The organism is Sphingopyxis sp. (genome assembly GCF_016704835.1).
Classification (GTDB): domain Bacteria; phylum Pseudomonadota; class Alphaproteobacteria; order Sphingomonadales; family Sphingomonadaceae; genus Sphingopyxis.
Genome location: NZ_JADIZJ010000006.1, coordinates 130,986 through 145,608 on the forward strand (window position 1 = coordinate 130,986; position 14,623 = coordinate 145,608).

General features: G+C 63.7%; 15 protein-coding genes and 1 pseudogene. 10 read left to right on the plus strand and 6 right to left on the minus strand.

Annotated features, from left to right (window positions below; all coding sequences use genetic code 11):
• Positions 1-26: 26 nt before the first annotated feature.
• From IPF76_RS12050 to IPF76_RS12060, 3 genes are read left to right on the plus strand one after another with little or no spacing between them, the layout of a single operon-like run.
• A complete protein-coding gene (locus IPF76_RS12050) occupies positions 27-1,733 on the plus strand; it encodes a class I adenylate-forming enzyme family protein (RefSeq protein ID WP_293844170.1) in 1,707 nt (568 codons plus the stop codon).
• A 30-nt stretch (positions 1,734-1,763) separates the two neighbouring features.
• The gene (locus tag IPF76_RS12055; RefSeq protein ID WP_293844173.1) at positions 1,764-2,621 is read left to right on the plus strand and encodes a cytochrome b/b6 domain-containing protein; all 858 of its coding nucleotides are present in this window, start codon (positions 1,764-1,766) and stop codon (positions 2,619-2,621) included.
• Positions 2,618-3,388, plus strand: a complete 771-nt coding sequence (locus tag IPF76_RS12060; protein ID WP_293844176.1) for a molybdopterin-dependent oxidoreductase — start codon at positions 2,618-2,620, stop codon at positions 3,386-3,388. The genes IPF76_RS12055 and IPF76_RS12060 overlap by 4 nt, the downstream gene beginning before the upstream one ends.
• On the opposite strand, the gene IPF76_RS12065 is transcribed toward IPF76_RS12060, so the two are convergent.
• A complete protein-coding gene (locus tag IPF76_RS12065) occupies positions 3,385-3,822 on the minus strand; it encodes a DUF1801 domain-containing protein (protein ID WP_293844179.1) in 438 nt (145 codons plus the stop codon). The two genes, IPF76_RS12060 and IPF76_RS12065, sit on opposite strands and share 4 nt — an antisense overlap.
• A gap of 47 nt (positions 3,823-3,869) precedes the next feature.
• Entirely contained in the window at positions 3,870-4,829 is a 960-nt protein-coding gene (locus IPF76_RS12070; protein ID WP_293844182.1) for a WYL domain-containing protein, read from the minus strand.
• Between the two features lie 79 nt (positions 4,830-4,908).
• Here IPF76_RS12070 and IPF76_RS12075 point away from each other — a divergent pair, with 79 nt between their 5' ends.
• On the plus strand, positions 4,909-5,460 hold the full coding sequence (locus IPF76_RS12075; RefSeq protein WP_293844185.1) for a hypothetical protein: 552 nt from the start codon (positions 4,909-4,911) through the stop codon (positions 5,458-5,460).
• Here IPF76_RS12075 and IPF76_RS12080 read toward each other — a convergent pair.
• Positions 5,435-5,878, minus strand: a pseudogene (locus IPF76_RS12080) (S46 family peptidase); the annotation flags it as partial. The gene IPF76_RS12075 and the pseudogene IPF76_RS12080 sit on opposite strands and share 26 nt — an antisense overlap.
• Positions 5,879-5,893: 15 nt before the next feature.
• The gene (locus IPF76_RS12085) at positions 5,894-6,025 is read right to left on the minus strand and encodes a hypothetical protein (RefSeq protein WP_293844188.1); all 132 of its coding nucleotides are present in this window, start codon (positions 6,023-6,025) and stop codon (positions 5,894-5,896) included.
• Between the two features lie 153 nt (positions 6,026-6,178).
• Between IPF76_RS12085 and IPF76_RS12090 the strand changes: the two genes are divergently transcribed.
• The 5 genes from IPF76_RS12090 (at position 6,179) to IPF76_RS12110 (ending at position 11,608) form a co-directional block, all read left to right on the plus strand.
• Complete coding sequence (locus IPF76_RS12090) at positions 6,179-7,396, plus strand: argininosuccinate synthase (RefSeq protein ID WP_293844190.1); 1,218 nt, start codon at positions 6,179-6,181, stop codon at positions 7,394-7,396.
• A 118-nt stretch (positions 7,397-7,514) separates the two neighbouring features.
• On the plus strand, positions 7,515-8,267 hold the full coding sequence (locus tag IPF76_RS12095; RefSeq protein WP_293844193.1) for a hypothetical protein: 753 nt from the start codon (positions 7,515-7,517) through the stop codon (positions 8,265-8,267).
• A gap of 50 nt (positions 8,268-8,317) precedes the next feature.
• Complete coding sequence (locus tag IPF76_RS12100) at positions 8,318-9,328, plus strand: beta-eliminating lyase-related protein (RefSeq protein WP_293844196.1); 1,011 nt, start codon at positions 8,318-8,320, stop codon at positions 9,326-9,328.
• Positions 9,325-10,281 carry a DMT family transporter gene (locus IPF76_RS12105; protein WP_293844199.1) on the plus strand — a complete coding sequence of 319 codons (957 nt, stop codon included), beginning with the start codon at positions 9,325-9,327 and terminating at the stop codon, positions 10,279-10,281. The genes IPF76_RS12100 and IPF76_RS12105 overlap by 4 nt, the downstream gene beginning before the upstream one ends.
• 49 nt (positions 10,282-10,330) lie before the next feature.
• A complete protein-coding gene (locus IPF76_RS12110) occupies positions 10,331-11,608 on the plus strand; it encodes an alpha/beta hydrolase (protein ID WP_293844201.1) in 1,278 nt (425 codons plus the stop codon).
• On the opposite strand, the gene murA is transcribed toward IPF76_RS12110, so the two are convergent.
• On the minus strand, positions 11,595-12,878 hold the full coding sequence (gene murA, locus IPF76_RS12115; RefSeq protein WP_293844204.1) for a UDP-N-acetylglucosamine 1-carboxyvinyltransferase: 1,284 nt from the start codon (positions 12,876-12,878) through the stop codon (positions 11,595-11,597). The two genes, IPF76_RS12110 and murA, sit on opposite strands and share 14 nt — an antisense overlap.
• 46 nt (positions 12,879-12,924) lie before the next feature.
• Positions 12,925-13,392: a hypothetical protein gene (locus IPF76_RS12120; protein ID WP_293844207.1), complete on the minus strand. Its 468-nt coding sequence runs from the start codon at positions 13,390-13,392 to the stop codon at positions 12,925-12,927.
• A gap of 221 nt (positions 13,393-13,613) precedes the next feature.
• Between IPF76_RS12120 and IPF76_RS12125 the strand changes: the two genes are divergently transcribed.
• Positions 13,614-14,585, plus strand: a complete 972-nt coding sequence (locus IPF76_RS12125; RefSeq protein WP_293844209.1) for a DUF3011 domain-containing protein — start codon at positions 13,614-13,616, stop codon at positions 14,583-14,585.
• Positions 14,586-14,623 lie beyond the last annotated feature (38 nt).

The following is a 14,623-nucleotide window of genomic DNA, read 5'->3' on the forward strand; positions in this document are numbered from 1 at the left end:
AGCGAGACCAAGAGGAGAGATACAAGATGCCATCAGCGCTCGATTTGCGCCTGGAAGCCGCCTATAATCTGATCACCGGTCCGGGCGGACCGATCCAGGTCGGGTCCGTCGAACGCTTCGGCCATCAGCTTCCCTTCATCACCAATGCACCGACAAATCTGGCCGATTATGTCGCTTACTTTGCTGCACAGCATGGCGATGCGACTTTTCTAGTCGAAGGCGACGAACGGCTGTCGTTCAAACAAGTCTATATGGCGGCGCGGCAGGTCGCGGCCGGACTGATCGAAGGTTATGGCGTGCAGCGGGGCGACCGCGTCGGGCTTGCTATGCGCAACGCCAACGCGTGGTGCGTTTCCTATATCGGCATCCTGGTCGCGGGCGGCTGCGCGACCTTGCTCAACGGTTGGTGGCAGGGCGGCGAGCTGGCGGCAGGAATTACCGACAGCGAAACCAGGCTAGTCATCGCCGATGTGCAGCGCGCTGCGCGGCTGGAAGAGGTCGAGCATGGCGCCAAGGTCATCACGCTCGACCTCAGCTTGCCGATCGATCAGGCGATCGCACCTATCACCAGCGCGGGCGGCAATGCCGCGACGGTGTTGCCGGTGCTGACCGGGCAGGATCTGGCGACGATCCTGTTCACTTCGGGCTCGACCGGCCAATCGAAGGGCGCCTATTCGCGCCACGAAGCGGTGGTGCAGGCGATCTTCAACTATGTGACGCAGACCGCGAGCATTGTGCATCTGCTGACCGAAGACGGGCAGATGTTAGACATCCAGCCCGCGACCTTGATCTGCACCCCGCTGTTTCACGTCACTGCTGAAATTCCCGTGTTCCTGCAAAGCTTCGCGCTCGGTCGCAAACTCGTACTGATGCCGAAATGGAACGCCGATGAGGCGATGCGGCTGATCCAGGACGAGAAGTGCAACTATTTCGTCGGCGTGCCGCTGATGAGCTACGAGATTCTGGTCAGCCCGAACCGTCAGAACTACGACCTGTCGACGTGCAAAAGCTATGCCGGCGGTGGCGCACCGCGGCCGCCCGAACATGTTCGGCGCCTCGCGTCCGAAATGGGCGAGGCGAAGCCTTTGCTCGGCTACGGCCTCACCGAAACCAACGCCGTTGGCTGCGGCATCATCAACGAAAATTATGTTGCCAAGCCGATGTCGACCGGTCCGGCTTCCAAGCCGCTCGTCGACCTCGCGATCCTCGACGACAATGGCGAGCCGGTCGCGCAAGGCGGCGTCGGCGAAGTCTGCATCCGCTCGGTGTGCAATTTCGAAGGCTATTGGAACAATACGGCGGCGACCAAGGCGGCCTTTTTCGACAACGGCTATTTCCGCTCAGGTGACCTCGGTTATCTCGACGAAGACGGTTATCTGTTCATCGTCGACCGCAAGAAGGACATCATCATCCGCGGCGGCGAAAATATCAGCTGCCAGGAAGTCGAGGCGGCGATTTACGAACATGCCGACACCAACGAATGTGCTGTATTCGGTCTGCCCGACGAGCGACTGGGTGAGGTCGTTGGTGCGGTCGTCTGGGTGAAGCCCGGCAGCAGCCTCACTGCAGAGGATATGTGTTCGTTTATCAGCCAGCGGCTCGCACCCTACAAGGTGCCGTGCAAGATCTGGATGTCGAACGATGCGCTGCCGAAGCTGGGCAGCGAAAAGATCGACAAGGTCAGCTTGCGCAACCAGTATCGCGCCGAATATGCGGCGGAGGTCGTTGCGTAACTTTTGGCGGTAAAGGAGCGAACCGGGATCATGGCCGAGGCTAAAACTCCCGTCGCTTCGTCGGCGCCCGCGCCGCTGGCACCGGTGCGCGTCTATCGCCACCGACTGCCGACGCGCATCTGGCACTGGGTCAACGCGGTCACCCTACTCATCCTGCTGATGAGCGGGCTGACGATCTTCAATGCGCACCCGCGGCTCTATTGGGGCGAATATGGCGCCAATTTCGACCGCGCCTGGCTGGTGATCGGGTCGACGGCCGACAGCGGCTATTTGCGCGTCGGCGACTGGCGGATCGAAACCACTGGGGTGCTTGGCCGCTGGACCGATGCCGCGGGCGAGGAGAAGACCTGGGCCTTTCCGGGATGGTCGACGATCCCGACCAGTTACAGCCTGGCCGACGGGCGGCGCTGGCACCTGTTCTTCGCCTGGGTGATGGCGATCGGGCTGACGCTCTATATGCTGTGGACGCTCCTGCGTGGCCATTTGCGCAAGGATCTCCACGTTCGCCGCGCCGAATGGTCGCCGCGCCATATCTGGCTCGATGTGAAGGATCATGCGCGGCTGCGCTTTCCGACAGGCGAGGCGGCGGCGCGTTATGGCATCCTTCAAAAGCTCAGCTACATCGGCGTGATCTTCGTCCTGCTGCCGCTGATGATCGCGACGGGCCTCACCATGTCGCCGGGGCTGAACGCGAGTGCGCCGTGGCTGCTCGATCTGTTTGGCGGGCGGCAATCGGCGCGATCGATCCACTTCATCGCGGCGTGGGCCCTGGTGGCGTTTTTTGTCGTCCATCTCGCCATGGTGCTGCTCGCCGGACCGCTGAACGAAATCCGGTCAATGGTGACCGGTTGGTTTCGTTTGCCACCCGAACGAAAGGATGGCGCATGAACAATTTTGTCATACCGCGGCGCCAATTGATTGCTCGCGCCGGGGGTCTGGCTGCGACGCTGCCGTTCCTGTCTGCCTGCGATGCGATCAACGACGCGCCTGCGGTGCGCAAGATCCTGTCGATGGGCGAGGAGATGAACCGCGCAAGCCAGCGTGCCTTGACCGACCGCAATGCGCTGGCGCGCGAGTTCAGCCGCGCCGACCTGTCGCCCTATTTTCGCCCCAACGGGACGCGCCTGCCCGCGGGCGCCGCCTATGCCGCGCATGCCGCGAGCGGCTTTGCCGACTGGCGGGTCGCGGTCACCGGGCTGGTGGCGCGACCGCTGTCGCTGTCGATGGCCGATATTCGCGCGATGCCGAAGCGCACCCAGATCACCCGCCACGACTGCGTCGAGGGTTGGAGTGCGATCGGGCAATGGACCGGCGTCCAGCTGTCGCACATCCTGGCGGCAGCGGGGGTTAAGGACAGCGTGCGCTATATCGTGTTTCGCTGCGCCGACCGGCTTGGCGACGCGCTCTATTACGAAAGCTGCGACATGGTGGATGCGCGGCATCCCCAAACGATCATGGCGTGGGCTTTGAACGATGCGGTGCTGCCGATCGCCAATGGCGCGCCGCTGCGCCTGCGGATCGAACGCCAGCTTGGCTACAAGCACGCCAAATATGTCAATGCGATCGAAGCGGTCGCGAGCCTCGACGCCATCGGCGCGGGCAAAGGCGGTTATTGGGAAGACCGCATCGATTACGAATGGTATGCGGGGATCTAGGCCGGATAATATTCGTTCATACTGTCCCAGCTGAGCGCGACCAGTTTTTCCAGCACGTCGAGATCAACGTCCGCCAATTTGTTGACGTATAAACATGACTTGCCCGTCTTGTATTTACCCAGCCGCGCGAACAGCGCGTCGGCTTCATCCTGCCGATTGCAGTAGTTGCCCATTAGGTACAGCGTTAGCGCCGCCTTGCGCGGGCTGAACCCGGCGCGGCACATCGTCCCCGAATGGCCGCTGTCATATCTATAGTCATAGCTGCCATAGCCGATGATCGACGGGCCCCACATTTTTGGGTCCTGCCCGGTCACGCGGCGATGCATCGCGTCGATCACGGCGGCTTCGTCGCGGCGCCGCGCGTCGGGGACCGCGGCGATGAAGTTGGCGACATCGACTTCGGTGGCTTTGGTCTTGATCTCGGCTTTGCCCATGACGTGTCTCCCTTGCGCACAATAGCGATTTGGCGTTTCGATTCCAATCACCGGTGGCGCGCCGCAATCTGCGCGGCGAGCGCCGCGACCCGGCGGCGGAAGCTGGCGGGGGCGATGACCTCGATCTCAGCGCCTAGCGCCAGCATGTCGCGCGCGCCATGGTCGCTGTCCTCGACCATCATCGTCATCTCGCGCCAGCCGCCCGGCATCGGTGCGCCGGCCACGGCAACGGCTGCGGCGCCGCGCGGCGATAGCGCGGCCAGCCGCTTGCACCCGTCGGGGGAAGCGCGGAGGGTCGCCCGCGTTGCAAACAATTCGCCCTCGAACCGCGCCTGTTCGGCCTGCCACCAGCGCGCGAGATGAAAATCGACTGGCCGGTCGAATTGTGCGTCGCTGACTTTCAGATCGGTGAGGTTTGCAATGCGATAGATGCGGACCTTATCGCCGCTATGCGCGGCCAGGTACCAGATGCCCGCTTTCAGCACCAAGCCGAGCGGCTCGACGCTCCAGTCCCGCGCGCCCTGCCAGCTGTCGTAGCGCATCGACAGAGTGTGTTGATCGAGCACGGCGCGGGCAATCGCGGGCAGATGCGGCAGTGCCTCGGCGCCGCGAAACCAGTCGACCGCGTCGAGGTGAAAGCGCGTCGCCATCCGGTCGGCCAGAGCACCACTGTCGCTTGGAAGCGCGGCGATCAGCTTGTTGTGCGCAGCGCTGGTCGCCGCCCCGATGCCGAGCTCGCTCGCCGGTCCGGGCAGGCCGATCATCGCCATTGCTTCGGCTTCACGCGCCGACAGACCGGTGAGCTGGGTGCGATAACCGCCCAGCAATTGGAAACCGCCACCGGGTCCGCGGTCACCATAGACCGGGACGCCTGCCGCCGAGAGGGCGTCGATGTCGCGGTAAATGGTGCGTTCGGACACCTCGAACTCGGCCGCGAGCCCGGCCGCGGTCAACCGTCCGCGCAGCTGTAGGAGGATCAGGATCGAAAGGAGGCGGCTCGCGCGCATTTATGCGGTGTAGCAGAAAATAACTGACAGAAAATGTCAGGATAGGGTGTGTACAGCGGGACGGGCAAGGGAGCACCGCATGACCCCGATTGACCGACGCACCATCTTCATGATTTCCGCAGGAGCTATTATGTCCAGCCTGATCCCCGCAGCTGTTTCTGGCGCCATCAATCCGGCACCCGTCGGAAAGCCCGGCGATTTCGATTTCCTGACCGGCGAGTGGCGCATCCACAACCGATTTCGCGAAGGCGAAACATGGATTGAATTTCCCGGCGAAGCGACCGTCTTCGCCATCCTGGGCGGGATCGCCAGCGTCGAGGAACTGAGAATTCCCGCCCGCGGTTTTTCGGGCATGGGCTTGCGCCTGCTCGACGTCGAAAAGAAGATATGGTCCGACCATTGGGTCAACGCCAAGTCAGGCGTCGTCGCGGTGCCAGGCCAGATCGGTGTGTTCGAGGATGGTGTCGGCACCTTCCTGTCGGAGGGCCAAGGCGCGAACGGGCCGGAGCTTTATCGCGGCGTGTGGGACCGGATCACGCCGAACAGCTGCCGCTGGTTCCAGGGCACGTCGCGCGACGGCGGCAAGACGTGGGACGACAGCTGGTTCATGGACTGGACGCGCGTCGGCTGACCCAGCGGGGGCCATCGCGCTGCCCCCACCTTGTCCATCGCCCGGTCACCGCTTGGCGCGCTTGCCTGCCAGTTCGGCGACCAGCGTCGGGGCGCGCCAGATTTTCTCCAGCCCTTCCTGCATCGCGCGCCTTAACCAGCGCTTCACCCGTCAGCGCGGCAATCGCGCCTTGGATGTCGCCGGTCACGTCGGTGATCGAGGTGACGACCTCGGCCTGCTGGCCCGGGCATTGCCGTTCGCGTGCGCGGTCGGCGGCATTGAAGCCGCCGGCGACAAGGTCGCTGTCGGCGGTCGACAGGTTTTGCAGACAGCTGATGACGTAGTGATGGTTGGTCAGGATCAGCCCCTCGCTCAACACAAAGGACGCCGAACAGCCGCCGGTCAGCCGCACTGCCGAGGCTTGAGTGTGATCGAGCCATTGCTGATCGGGCGCTCAGCTGTAGGCCTTGCGAATCGCTTCGGTCGGAACGCCATCATAGGTCCACATGCCCTCTTCGGCGGTGGCGGGGCTCGAGGCGGCAAAGCCGGCGGCAGCGACAGTGGCTAAAGCAAGGGTCGGGCGCATGGATTTCCTCATCCGCGTAATAGGGCATCATTCAATACTCGCGAACGTCACCGGCGCGGCCAGGAGGCTTGTTATGGCGACGCATCGCGGTTGCGCCCTGGCGGGTGGACTGCTAGCCGCGCCCGCGTCTGTCCCCACGCCAAAGGTGTCATCATGTCCGAGTCATTCAAGCGCGTCGTCCTTGCCTATTCGGGCGGCCTCGATACCAGCGTCATCCTGAAGTGGCTGCAGGTCACCTATGGCTGCGAAGTGGTGACCTTCACCGCCGATCTGGGGCAGGGCGAAGAATTGGAGCCCGCGCGCGCCAAGGCCGAGCTGATGGGAATCAAGCCCGAGCATATTTATATCGACGATCTGAAAGAGGAATTTGTCCGCGATTTCGTGTTCCCGATGATGCGCGCCAACGCCCGGTACGAGGGCGATTATCTGCTCGGCACGAGCATCGCGCGGCCGTTGATTTCGAAGCGGTTGGTCGAAATCGCGCGTGAAACCGGCGCCGACGCCGTGGCGCACGGGGCGACGGGCAAGGGCAATGATCAGGTGCGGTTCGAGCTGTCGGCTTATGCGCTCAATCCCGACATCAAGGTGATTGCGCCGTGGCGCGAATGGGATCTGACCAGCCGCACCGCGTTGATCGCGTGGGCGGAAAAACATCAAATCCCGGTGCCGAAGGACAAGCGGGGCGAAAGCCCGTTTTCGACCGACGCCAATCTGCTGCACACCTCCAGCGAGGGCAAGGTGCTCGAAAATCCGTGGGACGAAACCCCCGACTATGTCTATTCCCGCACGGTCAATCCCGAGGATGCGCCTGACACGCCCGAATATGTTACGGTTGATTTCGAACGCGGCGATGGCGTGGCGCTGAACGGGCAGGCGATGTCGCCTGCAACGTTGCTCGCGGCGCTCAATGACCTCGGCCGCAAACATGGCATCGGCCGCCTCGACCTCGTCGAAAATCGCTTCGTGGGCATGAAGTCGCGCGGCATGTACGAGACGCCCGGTGGCGAAATCTATGCCCGCGCACATCGCGGCATCGAAAGCATCACGCTCGATCGCGGCGCGGCGCACCTCAAGGATGAGCTGATGCCGAAATATGCCGAGCTTATCTACAACGGTTTCTGGTTCGCGCCCGAGCGCGAAATGTTGCAGGCGGCGATCGACCATAGCCAGGAGAAGGTGTCGGGCACCGTCCGCCTCAAGCTCTACAAGGGCAATGCGAACGTCGTCGGCCGCAAGTCGCCAAACAGCCTGTACAGCGAACGCCATGTGACGTTCGAGGATGATGCCGGCGCTTATGACCAGAAGGACGCGGCAGGGTTTATCAAGCTCAATGCGCTGCGCCTGAAGCTGCTGGCGAAACGCGACCGCTGAGCCGGCGGTCGCTTGCGGTGATCCGCGGCAACGAACGAAAATTCAGTGGCTTCCTGTCCGTGAACGCTCCAGAACCGGCGCCGGGTGATCGGGCGGCGGGAGAAGCGCGGCAATGCGAATGTTCGATTTTTCATCATGGCAGAGCATCGGCACGACGCTGATGGGTCTCGCGCTCTTCACGCTGATCGGGGTTGGCATCCGGCTGATGGTGATGATGACGATCCAGCAGCGCCGCGAACGGATGAATCGCCAGATCAACGAGCGGCTGCGCACGCTGATGGCAGCGTACAAGACGCTGGGCGGCTCGTTCACCGGTGATCTGACGGTCGATCCGCGTCATCTGCGCGACAGGCGGCGCATCGCGCTCGGCGAGGGCGAGACGGCGCCGCCGATCGACATGTCAGGCGAAACCGTCGGCGATGGATCGGCGGAGGGCGAATCGGACCGCCCGCGCCGGATCCGCGACGCCGTCGAAGCCGCGCTGTCCGACATCATCCTGCTGGGCACCGAGGATCAGGTGCGGCTCGCCAGCCGCGCGGCGCGTGAGCTTGCCGACGGCCGGCCGGTACACGTCCACGACCTGGTGATCGCGCTGCGCGATTTCGTGCGCCAGGCGCTCGATCTCGATCCAGTTCCCGCCGACGTGGTCATTCCGCTGCAGGGTCCGACCCGCCCGTCGAGTGGCGGCGGCAAAAGTGGCAGTTCGGCGCGCGGTCAAGGTGGCGGCGGCGGCGGTGGACGTGGCGGCGGGATAGGCGGCGGCGGCGTGGGCATGGCGGGCGGGCTTGGTGTCGCAGGCGGCGCGACAATTGCGCACGGTTCCGCAGCCGAGGCAGGCGGCGATACTGTTAATGACGCACAACCGAAATGATGGGAATGAAGCGTTAGCATGACGCGCTGACCTGCGCTAAGGCGCGATTCGTGACTGCGACCCGCTTTTTCTCCGACAATGCTGCAACCGTTCATCCCGCGGTGATGGAAGCGATGGCGGCCGCCAACCATGTCGATACCGCCTATGACGGTGACGCGCTGAGCCGGTCGCTCGACGCGACCTTTTCCGAGCTGTTCGAGACCGACTGCGAAGTCGTGTGGATCCCCACCGGCACCGCCGCGAACAGCATCATACTCGCCCATTTCGTGCGGCCGTGGCAGGGGATTCTCTGTTACGAGGAGGCACATATCGAGGTCGATGAATGCGGCGCCCCGACCTTTTACTCGGGCGGCGCCAAGTTGATGACGCTGCCCGGACACGGAGCGAAGATCGACGCCGAGGCATTGAAAGCCCGGATTGCTGGAATCCGCAAGGACGTGCATCAGGTCCAACCCGCAGCGATCAGCATCACCAATGCGACCGAATATGGACTGGTCTGGCGCGCCGACGAGATTAGCGAGATCAGCGCAATCGCCCGTGCCAATGGCATGAAGCTGCACATGGACGGCGCGCGCTTTGCCAATGCGGTCGCCTATCTGGGCTGCGCCCCCGCCGACGTGACCTGGCGCGCCGGGGTCGATGCGCTGTCGTTCGGCTTTACCAAAAATGGCGCGATGATGGCCGAAGCAATCGTCTTTTTCGGTGGCAGCGGCGGGCCGGGGGTTCGCGAGCTCAAGAAACGGGGCGGCCATCTGCTCAGCAAGGGGCGGTTCGTCGCGGCGCAGATCCGCGCGATGCTGACCAACGACCTGTGGCTGGACAATGCGCGCGCCGCAAACGCCGGGGCGGCGACCCTCGCGGCGGCATGCGGTGACCGGTTGATGCATGCCGTTGAGGCGAATGAACTGTTCGTCCGCCTGACCGCGGCCGAGGCGGCGAGACTGCGCGGCGCCGGGTTTGATTTTTACGATTGGGGCGAAGGCGCGGCGCGATTGGTCGTCAGCTGGGATCAGGATGCGCGGGCGGTCGCGCCGTTGGCAGCCGCAATCGCCGCGCTATGAGCGCGCCGCCCAACCTGCTGACGCCGCGCGTATTTGTCCCCTTCCTCTTCGTCACCCTGATTTGGGGATCGACGTGGATCGTGATCACCGGGCAACTCGGCGTCGTGCCGCCCAGCTGGTCGGTCGCTTACCGCTTCTTCGTCGGCGCCGCCGCGATGTTTGCCTATGCGGGCTGGCGCGGCGAACGGTTGACACTGTCGGGGTTCGGGTGGGGATTCGCCGCGTTGCTGGGGCTCGCCCAGTTCGCATTCAATTTCAACTTCGTCTATCGCGCCGAACTTCACATCACGTCGGGGCTGGTCGCCGTGCTGTTTGCGCTGCTGATCGTGCCGAACACGCTGCTTGGCCGCATTTTCCTGAAAACCAAGGTCGAGGGACGATTCCTGCTCGGCGCCGGGATCGCGATCGTCGGGGTGGGGATGATGATCCTCCACGAATATCGCGCCGCCGACGTCGGTGCCGCCGAAGTGGTGATCGGCACCGCGTTCACACTATGCGGCGTGATCAGCGCGTCGGCGTCCAATGTGATGCAGGGTTCGAGCATCGCGCGCGAGCAGTCGATGGCGGTGATGATCGCGTGGGCCATGCTGTTTGGCGCATTGGGCGATGCCGTTTTCGCATGGGTAACCACCGGTGCGCCGGTGATCGAGACGACATCCGCTTATCTGTTGGGTGTGCTGTATCTGGGGGTGATCGCCAGTGCAGTGACGTTCCCGCTCTATTTCAACATCATTCGGGCGGTCGGGCCGGGGCAGGCGGCATGGTCGAGCGTGCTGATCCCGATCATCGCGATGGGCTTTTCGACGATCTTCGAAGGGTATCGCTGGGCGCCGCTGTCGATCGGCGGCGGCGTGGTTGCGCTGGTCGGGCTGGTGATCGCGGTCGCTAAGCGCCCCGAACGGCCTTCGGTCAGCGGCAACATGGTTTCCGTTGCCGTGGAGCGCGAGACTTAGGCCCTGACCCTATGTTGTCACCGCTGTGTCGTTTCGATAGGCCGGTCATATGAAACGTCGCGCCACTGCTCTCGCCCTGCTGACCACCCTCGCGGCCGCACCGGCCGTCGCCCAGACGGCCTGCCAGCCCGGCACCTATGCAGCAGCCAACGGCGATTTCGTTGTACTCGTTGCTCTGCCGACGATCCCTGCTCCGGGGCTTCGCTACCTGTTCCGCGATGGTCGCCGCGGCGCGACTTCGGACGCTGCCGTGCCACTCACTTGCAGCGGCGATGGCGTGACGGTCGGCGCTGCGACTTGGAACCGGATCGCCTTTCGCGAGACGCCGACGACCTTTGACAGCGTGGCAACAAAGATGTCGGGCGTGTTGATCGAGCCGCCGGCGGTCGACCCGAAGCGACCGCTGGTGGTCATGGTTCACGGGTCCGAACGCACGTCGCCCGTCGGCGGCGTCTATGGCTATGCGTTGGCGGCACAGGGCATTTCGGTGTTCGTCTATGACAAGCGCGGGACGGGCGGCTCTGAGGGCGAATATACGCAGAATTTCGACCTGCTCGCCGCCGATGCGGCCCACGCGTTGGACCAGATTCGCGCCGTGGCATCAGGCCGCTTCGGACGCGCCGGGTTTTTTGGCGGTAGTCAGGGCGGTTGGGTCGCGCCGCGCGCTGCGACGTTGACGAAGGCCGATTTTGTCGCGGTCGGATTCGGGCTTGTCGCTTCGCCGATCGAGGAGGATCGCGAACAGCTGGTTTCGGAGGTGCGGGCAGCGGGGCTGGGCGAGGATGAAGTGCAGCTCGTAAACCGACTGTCATCGGCGACAAGCAAGCTGCTGCTTTCAAATTTTGCTGCGGGTTACGACGAACTGGATGCGGTGCGGCGCGACATGGCCAGCAAGCCTTGGGCGGCGACGATCGCGGGGGAGCATAGCGGCGCCATGATGCGCATGTCGAATGACGAACTGCGCCGCGTTGGCCGCGCGCGCTTCGACAATCTGGAACTGATATGGGATTATGACGCGCTTGCGGCGCTGAAAAAACTTGAAGCGCCATTGCTGTGGGTGCTCGCGGGCGAGGATCGCGAGGCGCCGATCGAAACGACGCGCAGCGCGCTGCTCGGTCTCGCCAAGGACGGCAAGCCGGTCGACGTCTATCTCTTTCCCGACACCGACCATGGCATGTTCGAATATCGAACCAACGCCGACGGGTCGCGCAGTGGAACGCGCGTTACCGACGGCTACCTGAAATTGCTCGGCGACTGGATCAAAGGCGCGGCGCGCGGTCCTTACGGCCGCGCCGATCACCTGACTAAAAGCGTCAGCCCGCGCTGATCCGTTCGATGTCGGCGCCGACCGCCTGGAGTTTTTCTTCCAGTCGTTCGTAGCCGCGATCGAGGTGATAAACGCGGTTGACCTCGGTCGTCCCCTGCGCCGCCAGACCCGCGATGATCAGGCTCATCGAAGCGCGCAGGTCGGTCGCCATCACGGGTGCGCCAACAAGGCGATCAACCCCGCGCACCACCGCACTGCGGCCGCGGACATCGATGTCGCAGCCCATGCGTGCGAGTTCGGGGACGTGCATGTAGCGGTTCTCGAAAATCGTTTCGGTGAATAGCGACGCGCCGCTGCCGAGCGTCGCCATTGCCATGAACTGCGCCTGCATGTCGGTAGCGAAGCCCGGATAGGGCGCTGTGGACAGCGTAACCGGTTGGGCGCGCCCCGACATCGCGACTCGAATGCCGGTCTTGGTTTCTTCGACCGTCGCGCCGGCCTGACGCAGCGCCGATAGCGTCGCTTCCATCTCGTCGGCCTTGGCGCCGACCAACTCGACGTCGCCCTCGGTGATGACCGCGGCGCAGGCGTAGCTGCCCGCCTCGATACGGTCTGCCATGACGCGGTAGGTCGCGCCGTGCAGGCGATCGACCCCTTCGATGGTCAGAGTTTCGGTGCCGATGCCCTCGACATGCGCGCCCATCGCGACCAGGCAGTTGCACAGGTCGACGATCTCGGGCTCGCGCGCGGCGTTTTCGAGCACGCAGGTGCCTTTGGCGAGCGAGGCCGCCATCAGCGCATTTTCGGTTGCGCCGACCGAAACCACGGGGAAGGTAAACTTGCCGCCCGCCAGGCGTCCGCCCGGCGCGACCGCCTTCACATAGCCCGAGGTTAGCTCGATCTGGGCGCCAAAGGCTTCGAGCGCTTTCAGATGCAGGTCGATCGGGCGGTTGCCGATCGCGCAGCCGCCGGGCAGCGACACGGTCGCTTCGCCGGCGCGCGCGAGCAGCGGGCCGAGAACAAGGATCGAGGCGCGCATCTTGCGCACGATGTCATAGGGCGCGACGGTCGAGGTCAGCGTCGTCGTGCGCGCGGTCATCACGCGGCCGAAATCCTCGGGCCGCGATCCCTCGATCGTCGTCGAGCAACCGAGCTGATTGAGCAGATGCCCAAAGCCATCGACGTCGGCGAGCCGCGGCAGGTTACGCAGCGTCAGTGGCTCGTCGGTGAGCAGCGCGCAAGGCAGCAACGTCAGCGCCGCATTCTTGGCGCCGGAGATGGGGATACGGCCCTTGAGTCGCTGGCCGCCGCGAATGACGATTTGATCCATGGGCAGTCTTTAGCGGATGCAAGCCGCTACGCAAGCAGCGGCAAGGTCAGGCGGGCGGTGTATATCCCGCATCGTCGTCGAACTGCGCCTGCGTCTCGCGCGAACCCTTGCCCATGAAGACAAAGCCAACGAAGCCAAGGATTAGTCCCGCGAGGCCGAGCAGCGGAATGCGATCCCGGGTCATCAGCATGATTGCGATCCAGGCGACCGCAGCGATTATGCCGAAAAGGAAGATCTTTTGGTTGTTGTCGCCTGGGTAAGCAAAGATGGCGCGGCCATCGGCGGTTCGTACGGCATGAACGCCCCCGATATCCAGCGCGGTGAAGCAATAGAAGCGGCCGCTGGTTCCGGGTTGCATCGCAGCGGTGACCTTGCCCTTGGTGACCGCGTTTTTCAGACTGTGCGGCTTGCCGTCATCGCGCTGGAAGTCGATGCTGCTGAACACCGTCATGTTGCCAGCCTTGCGTTTGACGTCGGTGGCGGTGACGGTTCCGTCGATGATCGATGTGCCCAAGACCCTCGCTCCCCTGCGGTTCGCGGATCGACAGAGCCTAATGCTCTGATCGGGCAATGGAAAGCGCGATTGCGGTAATCATGGTGGTAGAGCGACCCAGTTTCCGCTCCAATTTGAGTTAGCTATTGCGTCCAAAACATGAGAATATTAGGGGTGCTTTTGGCTTGCAAAGGGCGGCAATCTGCCAAGCGGTTTCTGTCAAGAAATAAGGGGGATTGGGCATGAGGAACAGCGTCATCACCGTCGCTGCATCGGTATCGCTGATCGCCACTCAGCTGGCGGCTCCTGCTCTGGCCCAATCGACTTATCCCTATCCGCCGGCGCCGACGAAGTCGAGTGATGACGCGCGTTATGCGGGTACGATCCGCTGCGAATCTTTCGGCAATCGCCAGCAACGCTGCACCGTTCGCACCGGCAATCGCGTCGACCTGACCCGTGTGATCGGCGGTCGCTGCTCGAAAGGGCGCGACTGGGGATTCGATGCCAACGGCATATGGGTGTCGGGCGGGTGCCGTGCGGAGTTTGGTTATGGCTATGCCGGCGGCTATGATCCTGGCGGGGATTATACTGGAATGATCCGCTGCGAATCGCGCGGCAATCGGTATGAGCAGTGCGATGTCCCTACGAACAACCGCGTCGATCTGGTGCGCAAGCTTGGCGGCAAGTGCAACGCCGGGCGGCAATGGGGCTATACCGGTGACTATATTTGGGTGGACAAGGGCTGCCGCGCCGAATTTGCTTATGGCTATAGGAATGTGCAGCCGCCGGAGAAGGACAAGGACAAGGACAAGGGGCCGAGCACCGGTCTGATCATCGGCGGCGTCGTGGTGGCCGGCGGACTGCTTGCGCTGCTGCTCAGCAAGAAGAAGAAATCATCGGCTGGTGACGAAACGTCGACCGAGACGCCCACGGCCTATCCCGCCGGTCCGCCGGCGCAGCTCAGCGCAAACCTGTCTGCCCTGCCGAGCGCGGCGCGGCCGTCGGTGCAGAACTGCATGACCGACGCGGCGCGCCAGATCGGCGTGACCGGGGGGACGAAGCTGTCCTATGACAAGCTGGTATCGCTCGAACAGGGCAATGGCGGCTGGCGGATCCGCGCCGCGATGACCGCCACCTATCCCGACGGCGCGCGCTCGATCGAAATATATTGTCGCGCGACACCGCGCGAGATCATCCAACTCGATTTTTCGTAACGACGATTTTTCTCCTTGTCCGCCATCCGCCTTCGCGC

Coding starts and splice junctions, on each gene's coding strand:
- IPF76_RS12050 (WP_293844170.1), top strand. CDS start 27: ATGCCATCAGCGCTCGATTTGCGCCTGGAAGCCGCCTATAATCTGATC.
- IPF76_RS12055 (WP_293844173.1), top strand. CDS start 1,764: ATGGCCGAGGCTAAAACTCCCGTCGCTTCGTCGGCGCCCGCGCCGCTG.
- IPF76_RS12060 (WP_293844176.1), top strand. CDS start 2,618: ATGAACAATTTTGTCATACCGCGGCGCCAATTGATTGCTCGCGCCGGG.
- IPF76_RS12065 (WP_293844179.1), bottom strand. CDS start 3,822: ATGGGCAAAGCCGAGATCAAGACCAAAGCCACCGAAGTCGATGTCGCC.
- IPF76_RS12070 (WP_293844182.1), bottom strand. CDS start 4,829: ATGCGCGCGAGCCGCCTCCTTTCGATCCTGATCCTCCTACAGCTGCGC.
- IPF76_RS12075 (WP_293844185.1), top strand. CDS start 4,909: ATGACCCCGATTGACCGACGCACCATCTTCATGATTTCCGCAGGAGCT.
- IPF76_RS12085 (WP_293844188.1), bottom strand. CDS start 6,025: ATGCGCCCGACCCTTGCTTTAGCCACTGTCGCTGCCGCCGGCTTTGCC.
- IPF76_RS12090 (WP_293844190.1), top strand. CDS start 6,179: ATGTCCGAGTCATTCAAGCGCGTCGTCCTTGCCTATTCGGGCGGCCTC.
- IPF76_RS12095 (WP_293844193.1), top strand. CDS start 7,515: ATGTTCGATTTTTCATCATGGCAGAGCATCGGCACGACGCTGATGGGT.
- IPF76_RS12105 (WP_293844199.1), top strand. CDS start 9,325: ATGAGCGCGCCGCCCAACCTGCTGACGCCGCGCGTATTTGTCCCCTTC.
- IPF76_RS12110 (WP_293844201.1), top strand. CDS start 10,331: ATGAAACGTCGCGCCACTGCTCTCGCCCTGCTGACCACCCTCGCGGCC.
- murA (WP_293844204.1), bottom strand. CDS start 12,878: ATGGATCAAATCGTCATTCGCGGCGGCCAGCGACTCAAGGGCCGTATC.
- IPF76_RS12125 (WP_293844209.1), top strand. CDS start 13,614: ATGAGGAACAGCGTCATCACCGTCGCTGCATCGGTATCGCTGATCGCC.